We start from the raw sequence: 12,963 nt of genomic DNA, 5'->3' as shown, positions 1-12,963 counted from the left end.
CGCCGCAGCGTCGTCTCAGGAAGCCTGGCCGGCGCCCCGGCCCGTGCCGCATCACCGCGGGGCGACTACGCCCGGGAATCGCCGTCGCTGCCGAGATCCAGCGACCGGGCAAAGTCGCTATCGAAGCTTGCGGGGTCGAGTCGCTGCGACCAGCCGATGATCGGAATCATGTCGTCGTTCGGGCCTCCCCGCGTCGGCACGATGTACTCCCAGGCGATGCGGCCTTCACGGGTCACTTCCACAAGGCGACCGCCATCGGATTCGCTGATCAGAGTATTGCCGTTGTCGAGCCGATGCTGATCGCCGCGGATCTCGCTCTCCAGCGGACGCTCCGGCGTGCCGGCGTACTGCCAGACGACCTTTAGGGTTCGAGGATCGAACTCCACGACCCGCGATTCGCCCTCCGGGGTGTGGTAGTGACCGCGGTTGTCGAACATCACGATATCGCCGTTGGGAAGAACATCGGGATCGTGCTGGCGAATCCATGGGCCGCGCGTCGCCCAACTGATCTTCTGCGAGCGCGGATCGAACACCGCGATGGAACTGGTCTCGCGGAACGACAGCAGCAGGTCGCCCTGGTTGCCGAAGGAGAAGTTGCGGGCCTTGTCGGCAGTAAGGTAGTCGACCGCGTTGGCGTGGATGGGGTCTCCCAGCATGATGCCCGGCACGTTGTTCAGCAGCTCGCTGAACGGCGAGTGCTGGATCGTCGGTAGCAGGCGGGTGCGCTGCAGTTCCTTGCCCCCCGGCGACAGCACCACCAGCGAATCCTCGAGGCGCGGCGGCTTGAGGTAGTCCAGCCCTTCGATCTCGTCGTCGAAGATGCCGTGAATCAGCGCATAGATCTTGCCGTCCGGCGCTATGGCGAACTGGTGGTGGGCTCTCCCGGCGTAGCGCCAGATCACGTTGGAGTCCTTGTCCAGCTTGACCAGCCCGTAGCCGTAGGGCGTATCGCCGTTGCCCTCGTAGAGCGCGATCAGGTCGCCGTTGGGCAGCACTTGCGCATTGCGGAAGTGGATGAACTCGTCCGGGCGCGGGTTCGGCACGCCCTCCCCGTCGGACCACACCTCGCTGTAGGGTTTGCGCCACTCGTGCACCACCTTGCCGTGCATGTCGACGAGATAGGCGGCCGGCTCGGTGCCCACGGTATAGAGCGTCAAGCCATTGCGTGCGAGTTGGGGGTCGTATTGGGTGACGCCCTTGGCGTCGGTGCGCTGGGGGCGCCAGATATCGCCCTTGTAGACGTCGTTGTAATCGGTCGCTTGATGGTAGAGCGCCTGCCCCGCCTGGTAGGCATGCTGAATCTGCGGTCCGGGAAAGATCTCGGTGACGACCGAAAAGGCGCCGATCACGAAGACCAGCACCAGCGCTGCGACGATCGCTAGCGTCTTGAAGAGTTTGTCGGTGAACGTGTCGGCATCCTGCCGGACAGGGCGCTTTTCGGGCGTCTTCGAGTCCATGATTCCACCATCCTGTATGGCTTCCGGGTGAGGCACGGGTTGGCCGTCGCTCGTCGATTGTTCAGGTCGCTCGTCGAGCGTTCAAACAAGGCTTAGAGCGGGATGGTGGAATGGAGGTTCAGCGGGGAGTGTTGTCTTAATGTTGTCTGTCGGCGCGTTTTAGGTAACGCGCTCCGCGCCGGCCAGCCGCCCCATGGCACCATGCTGCGGCCGCGATGGGGCTCCCTAGAGGCCCTGAAGCAGATCCTCGATTCTGATCGGAAGGTGCCGGATACGCTTGCCGGTCGCGTTGAAGACGGCATTGGCGATCGCCGCGGCCGCGCCTACCATCGCCACCTCACCCGCGCCCTTGACGCCCGACAGGTTCAGTCGGGTATCGGGTTCGTCTATGACCTCGACGTCGATCCAGTCGATATCGGCGTTCACGGGCACCAGGTACTCTGCGAGATCGTTGTTGAGGACCCGGCCGTAGCGGGGGTCGGTTTCACCGATCTCGCGCAACGCGGCGCCGATAGCCCAGACGACGCCCCCCTTGACCTGGCTTTCCGTGGTGCGCCGATTCATCACGCGACCGCAATCGATGACGCTGGCGAACCTTCGCGTTCGGACCCGCCCCGTCGACGGTTCGACGTGCACTTCGGCGAAATGGGCAATCCAGCTGAAGGCCATGAAGTCGGCGTACTCGGGACCCGTCGTGACCGGCAGGCCCCTGCGCAGATTGTCGAGCGCCTGTGGGCCTTCACCCAGGGGAACCGTGTCGATCTCGACCTTCAGCATGGGTCGGCGGGTCTTCGCCAGTTGCACGTGAGCCGGCCCTTCGAAATCGTCCCGGCCGATCAGTTCGACGAGATTGGCACGCAGCTTGAGCGCGGCAGCCCGGGCGGCGGGTGCCACGCTGGCCGTGCCCCAGGAGCCGGCGGTGAGCATCTGCGGGGCAAGGCCGGTATCGCCGATCCTGATGTCGAGCTTGGCGGGGTCGACGCCCAGCACCTCGATCAGTTCCGCCGCGATCACGCTGCGTAGTCCCTGCCCCATCTCGTGACCCGACAGCGAAATGCGGCAGACGCCGTTCGCCTGAAGCCGCAGCGTCGCGATCGCCGGGCTCATCGACGCCTTGTAGTTTCCGCAGGCCACGCCGAGCCCGATCCTGTCGCCGTTCTCGGCCCGCAGCGTCCCCGGCTCCCGTCTCCGGCGGCCCCAGTCGATCATCCTGGCTCCGCGTCTCAGGCACTCCGCCAGATGCCGCGACGAGTATGGCTTGCCGGTGATGGGGTCCGTATCGGTATCGTTGGCCAGCCGCAGTTCGACGGGGTCCATGCCCAGCTCGTGCGCCAATTCGTCCAGGGCGCATTCGGTGGCGTAGCTGGACGGATGTTCGTGGGGAGCGCGCTGGTGGCCCGGCGTCTGGGTGTCGACGCGAATCACGCGATCCTCGCCCGCCCAGTTCGGGTAGCCGTACATGCGTGGCGGGGTTTCGCCGAACAGCGGGTTGTAGCCGTCGTAGCGGCTGTTCTGCTGCTCGGTGCGGTAGAGGCCGGCCGCCAGCTTGCCGTCGGCGTCGGCCGCGAGACGCACGTGATGTAGGCTGCGCGGCCGATACGACGCCGTGTGGAAGAGCTGGCCGCGCGGCATCACCAGCTTGACCGGGCGTGCCATGATCGTGGCGGCGCGGGCGACCAGCGCGCTCTGCTCCTGTATCCCGTTCTTCTGCCCGAAACCGCCGCCGACATAGGGGCTGGAGGCGCGAACCGACTGCGGCTCGCGGCCGATCATGCCGGCCAGCCCACCGGCGAGGGCCGAACTCCACTGGGTGCCCTCGAGGATGCGCAGCTTGCCCTCCGAGAAGAGTGCCGTCGTCGAGATCAACTCGATCGGATTGTGATGCTGCTGGGGATGCCGATACGTCACGTCGACCTTGTGCACGGCGCCTGCGAAGGCCCCTTCCGCATCGCCATGGTCAAGGCGGGTGAAGACTTCGGACTCCTCCTCGGCCCCGTCCTGCTCCATCAGCGCGGTGAACTCCGCCGCCTCGTCATACTCCACCGACACCGACTCGGCGCCCTCGATGGCCGCCTCCAGGGTTTCGGCCAGTACCAGCGCAACCGGTTCGCCGCGGTGGACGATGTCGGGACCGGTCATGGGCTGGTAGCCTTTCCCCGGCTGCCCATAGGCGCCCCGCGACGCCGGCGTCGTCCGGATGTCCGCGAAGTCGTCGAAGGTCATGACCCTGACGACGCCCGGAACCTTCAGCGCGGCGGATGAGTCGATAGCGCGGATCCGCCCCTTGGCGATGGAGGCCGGGACCGTCATGGCGTGGAGCAGGTTATCGACCCGCTGGTCGGCCGCGAACAGCGCTTCGCCGAGCACTTTCTGGCGCGCGTCGACACGCGGACGATCCGGGTTGGAGGAGAGGGTCATGATGCGCTCCTTTCTGCAGCGATCGAGATCGCATCGGCGATCGTGTTGGCGGCGAGATCGATCTTGAAACCGTTGTGCCGGCCGGCCTTGGCGCCGGCTAGCGCGGCACGTCCCGCGGCGAGTGCGTTCTCGCGCGTCGGCGCCTTCCCGCGCAGCGCCGCTTCCGCCTCTCGCGACCGCCAGGGTTTGGTGGCGATGCCCCCCAGTGCGATATGGGCCTGCCGCACCTGGCCGCCCTCTATCCGCAGGGCGACGGCGGCGGCGGCAAGCGCGAAGGCGTAGGATTCCCGGTCGCGCACCTTGTGATAGGTCGAGGCGCGGCCGGCAGCCGTCCTGGGCACGCGGATCTCGATGACCAGTTCACCGGGTTCCAGCGAGAATTCGCGATCCGGCGTGTCCTGGGGCAACAGGTAGAAGTCCGCGATCGGAATGGTGCGATTGCCCTGGGGCCCGAGTACGACGATGTCGGCGTCGAGGGCGGTCAACGCCACCGGCCAGTCTCCCGGCGATACCGCGGTGCAGGCGTCGCTGGTTCCCAGCACCGCCTGTCCGCGATCCAATCCATCGATGGCGGCGCATCCCGTTCTCGGGTCGCGCTTGTTGCAGGGATAGACACCACCTGCGCCGTTGCGGAAATAGGGGCACCGGGTGCGCTGCAGCAGGTTGCCACCAACGCTGGCCATGTTGCGCAATTGCTGCGAGGCGGCCCGCCAGAGGCTCTCCGCCAGCAGCGGATACTCTCTTTTGATCGTCTCGTCGTCGGCGATATCGGCCATTCGCGCGCCCGCACCGAAACGCAGCACGTCGCCGGATGTCTCGATCAGATCGGTGCCGTGGAGTTCGGATACGTCCACCAGATGGGTGGGACGCTCGACATTGAGTTTCATCAGGTCGAAAAGCGTCGTTCCACCCGCAATGTACCGCGCGCCCGCCCCGGCATCGGTGAAGGCGGCCACGGCGGCTTCCGGAGTGCGGGGGCGGCTGTAGCTGAATGCACGCATATCTCAGCCCTCCCGCACGGATCTGGCGATCTGCTCGACCGCGGCGACGATGCCGTTGTAGGCGCCGCAGCGGCAGATGTTGCCGCTCATGTATTCGCGAATGGTGGCGGCATTGGAGGCGTGCCCTTCCTCGATGCAGGCGATGGCGGCCATGATCTGTCCCGGCGTGCAGTAGCCGCACTGCAGCGCGTCATGATCGATGAAGGCCTGCTGCATGGGATGAAGCGCCTGCCCGTCGGAGATGCCCTCGATGGTCAGCACTTCCGCGCCGTCGACCTTCGCCGCGAGCGTCAGGCAGGAAGCGACCCGGCGCCCGTTCACATGCACCGTACAGGCGCCGCACTGACCGTGGTCGCAGCCCTTCTTGGCCCCGACCAGGTCCAGCCTCTCGCGCAGCAGATCGAGCAGCGAGGTGCGCGCATCCACCCGTAGCGTCCGGCGGGTGCCGTTGATCCGCGGTGAAATCTCGACGACATTGCCGGCAGCCAGCCCCGGGGCCGGTTGCCTTTTATCGTCGAGCGGCTGCGCGCTGGCCTTCCAGGGGACCATGACACCCAAGGGCACCATGGTGGCCGACATCGCCCCAACCTTCATGACGGTGCGTCGTGTCACGCCCGATGATTGGCAAGGCGCTTCGGTGTCCGGCGGGTTTGATTCATGGTCCATCATCGCGACCTCTTCTGTGGTTTCAATCCCGCTTTGGTTAGCTGGCGGAACCTTTGGGCGGCAAGCCCATCTTCTCCTGACCCAGTGAGTATGGCGGTCCGCCATACGATACGAACGGAGAGAGTATTGGCATTCGTCGTGGATCAATAAATCAGCTAGATTGAGAACACTATTCAACTATGAACAACAATTGCCATGGACAGACTCGATGCCATGACGCTCTTCGTACGCATCGTCGAGAGCGGTAGTTTCACCAAGGCGGCCAATGCGCTCGATATCCCCAGAGCCACCGCCACCCTCGCTATCCAACAGCTGGAGAGCCGCCTCGGCGTCCGTCTGCTGGAGCGAACTACGCGCCAGGTCCGCCCCACGCCGGAAGGCGAGGCGTTCCATGAACGCTGCGTGCATTTACTGGCGGAGCTGGAGGATGCCGAGGCGATCGTGCGGCCGGGCTCCACTACGCCCTCCGGCGTGCTTCGAGTCGAGATGCATGGCGCCCATGCTCAATTGGTCGTGCTGCCCCACATCCAGGCGTTTCACGAGCTTCAACCCAAGCTGACACTGGTCCTGACCAGCGGAGACCGTCGAGTCGACTTGATTGGAGAAGGAGTCGATTGCGCAGTACGCGCCGGTATCCCGGACGACTCGAGCCTGATTGCTCGAAAGTTGACCGACATGACCCAGGTCATTTGCGCCAGCCCGGCCTATCTGGAGAGTGCCGGCCACCCAGGCCATCCTGACGAGCTACGATCCCACCGGGTCGTTCGCTTTTTCTCAGGCAACGGTGCCATCGACAGCACACTGGAGGTTGTCATCAATGGCCGAACGCAACTGTTCGAGGCCAGCGGCTGGATCACGGTCAACGACGCCGCCAATTACGCCGAATGTGCCCGGCAGGGCTGTGGCATGATTCAGCTACCTCGCTTTCACGTTGCCCCCGCGCTAGAGAGAGGCGAACTCGTGGAGGTTCTCCCCGACTGGCCCAAACCCACCTTGCCTCTCTATGTGGTCTACCCGCAACGTCGCCAGCTCTCCCCCCGGGTAAAGGTTTTCCTGGATTGGCTCACGTCGATCTATGCCGAGCGCAATCTCGGTTAGGCGCCTGGCCTCATCGTGCATTACCTTACAGCCTGTTCGACTCCGGCGACGTCAAAGGCACCATCCGGACGCTCGGTGCTGAATAGGAGCGCGATATACTAAGAAAGACCGCGCGTTACTCCGCTCGGCTTATCCGATGTGACTTTGCCGATTGCCGGAATGCGGCGTAGTGCCTGAAGCCAAGACCTCTGGCATCGGACGCCACCTGGCCGACCGGTCACATCTACCTAATTCCTGGAGAGTTCGATCCGGAGATCATGCCCGACTGCGGCCGCGCCCTTCGCTGGTCGAGCCAGAAGCTACGCGCGCCATTGGTGAACATGCTACCTGGTAACCTAACCCAATGGTCAGCCATGCGGAGGTTGAGCCAAGGGCCCGCTTTAGTCCCTGGTATAACCGGGACTGGCATCCGATGTTTCCTGATGGCGCGGGCGATGGACAGCGTGAAGCCTGCGCCATTGAGGGAGATATTCAAAAGCGCGCCATCGTAGATTGGATCCGCGCAGGGTGTAATAGTGACTCACCGAGTTCAGACCGCTGTGGTCGTCTACAGCAGCGAAGCGAGGCGGCACTGCAAGACGCTTTGAACTATTCGTTCGGTAAAATTTAACGCCAGAGAAGCCCCACCGACTATAGCAATCGGCAGAATCGTGGGATGGGCGGCATGATCATTTGCGGAGCATCAACGAGAGCGGCATACAAGACCATCTTTCACTCGGGGGCAATCTCGATGATCCAAGGTCCAGGTTTCAAACGGCGCCACGATCGGGAAATCTCTTGGAACGAGCCTGAGCGATTGACCACCGGTCAATGAGGGAATGTTGAGAGCACTAATCGAGAAACACGGTAAGAACCAGAGAGAACTATCGGGAAGGGGATTCTGGAACGAACATCGCGCTGGCTCCCCGAACAGGACTCGAACCTGTGACCCAATGATTAACAGTCAGTTGGACTATTTGAGTCGGAAAAACCCGAAGTTTCAGTCGCTTAAGAAAAACATGCCTGATATGAAGTGCTGGCTAATTGCCTACCGCGCCTGCACTACATTGGCATCAGCAATCTTGGATTCCGAGGTGATCATTGTCAAGCTGCCCGCCGCAAGAACGAGCGGCCGTCTCTGGGCCGCCCTTTGCTCGCCTAAAATCTAGGGGCACCGACGTTGATTCAGCGCCTTCCTCATGGAGTCAACGCTAGGATGAACATACTCCATGGTTGTGCGCATACTAGAGTGGTCGAGGATCATTTGGGTGACTCGGATGTTACGATCAGGGTCTTCCATGAGGTCGGTCCCGAGAGTGTGCCTAAACCGATGTGGTGTGACCCGCGTGCCGCAAAACCCTGACAGCCTCTTAAAGAAATGCTCGACCTGATTTATGTCCATCTCCTTGCGCCGATGCCTACGTGAAAAGCGGTTTACGTTAAAAAGCTGATCTTCACGTTTGAAACCTTCACGATGCGCCGCAAGCATCAGCTTTGCAATGTAAGGGTACAAGCCATCTGCGATCGGCACTACGGACTCAGAATAGGTTTTGGATCCTTCAAACGAAGTCACTAAAATCATTCTCTTGAGATCAACGTCTTTGGCTTTAATATGGAGCAACTGATTCAATCTGATACCTGTGAAATAAAAAGCCTCAATAACGGTCTCCCAAAACCAAGCGGGATAGAGCTTCGATGGATCACCTTGCGCGGTTTCGAATCTACGGCATACATCCATGACCTCACGCACATACCTGATAGTATACGGCTGTAAGGTTTTCTTAGGCTTGCGAGGCTCCCTGACCCGCACCTGATTAAACGGATTTTCCTCGACCATTATGAGTTGATGCTTGATCCCAAAATTGTATAGCGCAGCCAGATGCCTCACATAATTATTCCAGCTAACCTCGACAATGCCACGTGGATTTTCCCTCGAACGCAATGCCACTTTACGCCAAGCGCATACTTTTTCTCTGGAGAGCATGCTCGGATAAGTTTCCTTTCCGAAGTGACGGCGAGCGGCTCTCACTGCTGAAGCATAGCTATCAACGGATTTCGGCTTGAGATGTGTGTCGGCACAGTACCTGCTCAGCAACTCCATAAAAGACACATCATTCATTCGTTTCGTCCTTATCGACTTGGTGTGGAATTAAAGTCAATACCCAATTGTCAGGCGGTATCCGTTGACTCACTTCTCGCGGATCCTTGATCAAGTAACCCTTCAGCAGTCGGGTCTTGTTCGGCCCCTCGACGGAAACGTTATGAATGTTTTGTCCCTGGCTTCTGATATGCAAACCCAGCTTTTGGAAGCGCTTTTGAACTAACTTCCACTGTTCTTCATCACCAAGCTCTTTGGTGCTAAAGCGCTTGAATATGCCGGGACTGACCAGAAAATAGGTGCCTTCCACGACATGGATGGGCGCCTTAGTGTCATTGATGACGATGGAGTGATCCGTGATCCCCATCTTCAACCACTGCCAGAACCGCTCACCGAGGTCCGAATTATTATTAACCCCCTGTGTACTCGACTTTGGTCGAGAACCGACATTTTTATCAGATCTAGATGAATTTGGCTCGGCCGAGCTTTCTTGCCCAGCAGCATTAGCGCTCTGAAGCTGGTCCGAAACTATCTCCGGCTCAGGATTCACCTCTGGAAAAAGTGTCATGATGTCGTCGTCCAGAGTGTCATTGACGGTGTCAGTCTGAGAGGAAGGCTGTGAGTCGGTGGTTCGCGGCGGCGGCATCTTGCCAGCCCGTGGCTTGTTCTCTGTGATCGATTCCGATTTGGTTACTGCCACATCTTCTGAGGACGACTTATCTACTGTTACTGCACCTTCACCTCTGATCGTGATTTTCCCTCGAAAAGGGGCTGGCTTATCCTCTACCCCCCAGATCAAAGTTGGGGGCACCTTGATCATGTTGAAGGACTGTCTCCAGTCCCCTTCCACGATCTCGCACTTCCACACCGATTTCCCCTCGGTGACTTCCTCGATCAGCCCATGTGACTGCAGCTCACCGTAGAGCCTGTTGAGGTCTCCTGGAATGCTCTTGACGCCCTGAGCATATAGGTGTGCTTTCAGTTCATTGACCGCACGCGGTGAAACCAGCCAGAGGGCCTCTTCAGTCAGCCAAGCGACTTCGCCCTTCTTATTGAGCTTGAACTGCTCCTTGACCATCCACCGCAGGCCTTCTGCCAGCTTTCTCTGGATGGACTCCACCGGGGCAGAAAGAGCCTGAAGCGGATCGCCTCCCAGAGCCTTGGCGACACTGGCGCGATCCGCCTGGTGAATCAGCTGCGCAACGATCCCGCCTCGCTCGGTGTGCCCTGCGATGGTGTACATGAACAGCGCAAAAAGCTTGGGCTGCGTCATCATCCAGTCGAGCACCTTCGCCCCAAGGACTCGTTCGCATAACAACGGATTAACCGCCGCGTGAAGGTGATACTCCCGTCCAGCTCGGTACCTGACGCGATAAGGCGCAGGAATGGGGCCGTGCCACAGCCTCCATTCCTGCCCATCCTCAAGATGAATTTCAATGTCGACCAGCGTCTTGGCTACGTCGTGCATGAGTGCACCGTAGATGACGGCCGCACTCCAAAGCTCACCTGCTGAACTTTGATCCTCGGGCTTTGCTCCGGGTGGCAGGAGATGACGCTGACGTAGACGCAGTCCGTAGCAGGCCATCTCCAGGGCATGATCCAGCATACCCCCTGGATAGGCGTGGTGATGTGATTCCGAGGCAGGGAGCAGTTGGACCAGCTCGGCATACCGGCAGATCGGTTCAAGGAGGTACTCGTCAAAGACCCTCTGGGTCAACGATGTCGCATCCCATAGCATTTTGACCATCTGCTGGCGGCGTGGAGTATCGAGCAGTTCCCCACCGCTAAACGGCTGCATGAAGCCTTGCGACGGCCTAGCTTTCTGGGTGGGTCTTGAGAACAAACGCCGTAGCATTGGTGATCCCTGTCGAATTGCGTGAGCGACAGGTATGACAGGAAGCCAGCAACAGACAAAGCAGAAACGTTAATTCTACCGCGCCGGCTTTCTCTAGCCCATTGCCATGCAACGTCTTGGCAGTGAACAAGGGGATCGCGTATAAGACGTTATCGCTATTCTGATGCAGCACAAACAAGATCATAGATACTGATAGGTAACACCCATTCCTGCTAGCGCAAGGATTTGCGTCGAGAGTCTCGATCCGTCATCGGATAATTGATTTCACATCCAAATCTAGTAGACCTCTCCCGAGTGAGCTTGAAGAAAAATATTCACATCACATGAAATAAAAAGTAGAAATCGGCGCATCACCCAAAAACAATCACCCAATTAATTTAAAGGGCATTAAATGCAGGCAGGCGGATAAAAAACGGGCAACCTTACACTATTACCATGAGGAACGCCAAACTCGAACCAACCACATAGCTTCAGCCAAGCCTTGAAAACGCAAACTTCGCATCATTGGAAACGAAATGGATTTTAACAACTACCCAGCAGCATCCTTCGATCCAGCATATGCTCTTTTCTTGCCCGGTCGAACTGAATAAGAGGGCTCCCCGACAGCACCGCAACAACCTCTGTCGGTGTTGGACGAAAGAGAGTTTTATCGGCGATTCCCTTAGGGCAAAACTTACGCGACTTATCGGTATTAAGTAGGGCGATCACAGGTACTCCTAAAGCCGTGGCCATGTGCATAGGCCCCGTGTCCGGCGTAATCAATGTGATTACATGAGATAGCACAGCCGCAAATTCTCGAATAGGCATCAAGGGCAATATTTGACCCTGGGGGCCACAACACTGTTCCAAGTGCTGACGATAATGTTCCTCTTCGGGACCCACCATTACCACATAATTCTCTCCTGTCATATTGAGCTCTCGAATCTGCGCCTGCCAGAAAATTAGTGGCAATCGTTTATCGAGATGACCGCCGACGAATACTCCGACAACGCCGCCCTCAGACGAATGCTTAAAAAGCTCTTTGGCCCTAGCATGTTCTTTTTCACTAACGACCATCCACGGCAATGATTCGCAATGTAAACCTAGAGAGTGTGCAATAGCGCTAGGTAGTTCATATGCGTGACTGGTTTTTCCTTCGATAAGCCAATCATAGGTATTCTGCAAGCGCCCTTTTTGACCCAATGTTTTCTTTGCGCCACAAAGGTGCGTAAAGGCCCAGCTGGTTAAAGATCCTTCTCCAATCTGGATTGCCAAGTCGTAGTTCTCTCTACGTAGCTCCCAAATCATGCGCAAAAAAAGCCAAGGCCGATACGAGAAAGTTCGACTGTAGGCATGATAACTTGAGATACCGATTCCTGAAAACAGCTGGACTGTCGTATCGGTACCCAGATAGTCTATTCGGATTTCCGGTTTATTTTTCGAAAATGCCTCAGCCAGCCGCGCCCCTATAACAGCGTTTCCAAGTCGAAAATTCGGTCTCACGAGAAGAACCCGTTTTACATCGACCAATGCCAATGAGGACGCACGACTAGGCTTACGAGACATAACACCAAGCAAAAGATACAACCCAGTTTTAGCCATTTTTTCTAAGCATTTTCCCAGCCGGCGCATGACATCATGACGACGAATTTTAGTTAGCACGTTGCTCATACTGCTCTCCCGACAAACTAATTTTCGCACAGAATAAACAACGAAGCTTAAGAGAATATTTACTCTAATGTTTTCTTCATGAGGGCATTACGTGTATATGCGTTGTAGTGAAATCGAGATTTGATAAGGATTCCTTCATAATTGATCGATTAGAGTCACGCTACGAAAATGTGACGGATTTCAGAAATGTCGATCGATTCCAACTTGACTTCTCTCATCAATGGGTTATCTGGGCATATATCTTTCATCGACTCGCTGGTGGTCGCTGTTACCCATTGGGGACTACCTTTGATGATTCTATGCGTCGTGCCCCTGTGGTGGCTCCGGCTCAACAGATGCGAAATGAGGTATTTGGCTGTTTCCTCGGCCCTGACGTTCATCTCTGGCCTGCTAATCAACCAATTTGTATTGATGTTCATATCGCGCGCACGCCCCTACACGGAAGGGCTCACGCATCTTTTGATTGAACCCTCCACAGATCCCTCGTTCCCTTCTGACCACGCTACCGGTGCTTTCGCGATAGCCGTCACATTTTTCTTCCATGGCCGCAACAAAATGGGAGCGCTCTTCTCTTTGGGAGCTCTCCTAGTGATGTTTTCTCGAGTCTACGTAGGCACACATTACGTGACGGATGTTTTGGGAGGACTTGTGACTGCGTCTATAGCGGGGTTGTTGGTCAGACGTTTTCATTACAGAGAGAGCTTTCTCAACCGCTGTCTCACAAGGATTCTCTAACTTGGC

The 12,963-nt window shown here is 58.2% G+C and carries 9 protein-coding genes; 2 read left to right on the top strand and 7 right to left on the bottom strand.

The annotated features are described in order from the left end of the window. Nucleotides 1-65 precede the first annotated feature (65 nt). From F0A16_RS19620 to F0A16_RS19605, 4 genes are all read right to left on the bottom strand, one after another. Nucleotides 66-1,457 carry an arylsulfotransferase family protein gene (locus tag F0A16_RS19620; protein ID WP_149437416.1) on the bottom strand — a complete coding sequence of 464 codons (1,392 nt, stop codon included), beginning with the start codon at nt 1,455-1,457 and terminating at the stop codon, nt 66-68. Nucleotides 1,458-1,682: 225 nt separating this feature from the next. Continuing rightward, on the bottom strand, nt 1,683-3,875 hold the full coding sequence (locus tag F0A16_RS19615; RefSeq protein WP_149437414.1) for a xanthine dehydrogenase family protein molybdopterin-binding subunit: 2,193 nt from the start codon (nt 3,873-3,875) through the stop codon (nt 1,683-1,685). Beyond that, nucleotides 3,872-4,876 carry an FAD binding domain-containing protein gene (locus F0A16_RS19610; RefSeq protein WP_149437412.1) on the bottom strand — a complete coding sequence of 335 codons (1,005 nt, stop codon included), beginning with the start codon at nt 4,874-4,876 and terminating at the stop codon, nt 3,872-3,874. The genes F0A16_RS19615 and F0A16_RS19610 overlap by 4 nt, the downstream gene beginning before the upstream one ends. Before the next feature lie 3 nt (nt 4,877-4,879). Next, on the bottom strand, nt 4,880-5,542 hold the full coding sequence (locus tag F0A16_RS19605) for a (2Fe-2S)-binding protein (RefSeq protein WP_239023904.1): 663 nt from the start codon (nt 5,540-5,542) through the stop codon (nt 4,880-4,882). A gap of 195 nt (nt 5,543-5,737) precedes the next feature. Between F0A16_RS19605 and F0A16_RS19600 the strand changes: the two genes are divergently transcribed. Then, nucleotides 5,738-6,640, top strand: coding sequence for a LysR family transcriptional regulator (locus F0A16_RS19600; RefSeq protein ID WP_149437410.1), 903 nt, complete (start codon nt 5,738-5,740; stop codon nt 6,638-6,640). A gap of 1,144 nt (nt 6,641-7,784) precedes the next feature. Here the strand turns inward: F0A16_RS19600 and F0A16_RS19595 are convergent. The 3 genes from F0A16_RS19595 to F0A16_RS19585 all read right to left on the bottom strand — a co-directional run bounded on the left by F0A16_RS19595 (nt 7,785) and on the right by F0A16_RS19585 (nt 12,222). Further along, nucleotides 7,785-8,738, bottom strand: coding sequence for a tyrosine-type recombinase/integrase (locus tag F0A16_RS19595; RefSeq protein ID WP_149437408.1), 954 nt, complete (start codon nt 8,736-8,738; stop codon nt 7,785-7,787). Further along, on the bottom strand, nt 8,731-10,515 hold the full coding sequence (gene mobH / locus F0A16_RS19590; RefSeq protein ID WP_187776085.1) for a MobH family relaxase: 1,785 nt from the start codon (nt 10,513-10,515) through the stop codon (nt 8,731-8,733). Before mobH ends, F0A16_RS19595 begins: the two co-directional genes overlap by 8 nt. A gap of 579 nt (nt 10,516-11,094) precedes the next feature. Further along, complete coding sequence (locus F0A16_RS19585; protein WP_149437404.1) at nt 11,095-12,222, bottom strand: glycosyltransferase family 9 protein; 1,128 nt, start codon at nt 12,220-12,222, stop codon at nt 11,095-11,097. A 186-nt stretch (nt 12,223-12,408) separates the two neighbouring features. On the opposite strand from F0A16_RS19585, the gene F0A16_RS22315 reads away from it, so the two are divergent. After that, nucleotides 12,409-12,957, top strand: a complete 549-nt coding sequence (locus F0A16_RS22315; protein ID WP_149437402.1) for a phosphatase PAP2 family protein — start codon at nt 12,409-12,411, stop codon at nt 12,955-12,957. Nucleotides 12,958-12,963: the final 6 nt, after the last annotated feature.

This window comes from Salinicola corii, from assembly GCF_008298015.1.
In the GTDB taxonomy this organism is placed as follows: Bacteria; Pseudomonadota; Gammaproteobacteria; order Pseudomonadales; family Halomonadaceae; genus Salinicola; species Salinicola corii.
Note: the sequence above shows the minus strand (reverse complement) of the source record. Positions and strands in the feature narration are given on the sequence as shown.

Bases quoted from the DNA above. Each gene is read 5' to 3' on its own strand.
- F0A16_RS19620 (WP_149437416.1), bottom strand. From the start codon at position 1,457: ATGGACTCGAAGACGCCCGAAAAGCGCCCTGTCCGGCAGGATGCCGAC.
- F0A16_RS19615 (WP_149437414.1), bottom strand. From the start codon at position 3,875: ATGACCCTCTCCTCCAACCCGGATCGTCCGCGTGTCGACGCGCGCCAG.
- F0A16_RS19610 (WP_149437412.1), bottom strand. From the start codon at position 4,876: ATGCGTGCATTCAGCTACAGCCGCCCCCGCACTCCGGAAGCCGCCGTG.
- F0A16_RS19605 (WP_239023904.1), bottom strand. From the start codon at position 5,542: ATGGACCATGAATCAAACCCGCCGGACACCGAAGCGCCTTGCCAATCA.
- F0A16_RS19600 (WP_149437410.1), top strand. From the start codon at position 5,738: ATGGACAGACTCGATGCCATGACGCTCTTCGTACGCATCGTCGAGAGC.
- F0A16_RS19595 (WP_149437408.1), bottom strand. From the start codon at position 8,738: ATGAATGATGTGTCTTTTATGGAGTTGCTGAGCAGGTACTGTGCCGAC.
- mobH (WP_187776085.1), bottom strand. From the start codon at position 10,515: ATGCAGCCGTTTAGCGGTGGGGAACTGCTCGATACTCCACGCCGCCAG.
- F0A16_RS19585 (WP_149437404.1), bottom strand. From the start codon at position 12,222: ATGAGCAACGTGCTAACTAAAATTCGTCGTCATGATGTCATGCGCCGG.
- F0A16_RS22315 (WP_149437402.1), top strand. From the start codon at position 12,409: ATGTCGATCGATTCCAACTTGACTTCTCTCATCAATGGGTTATCTGGG.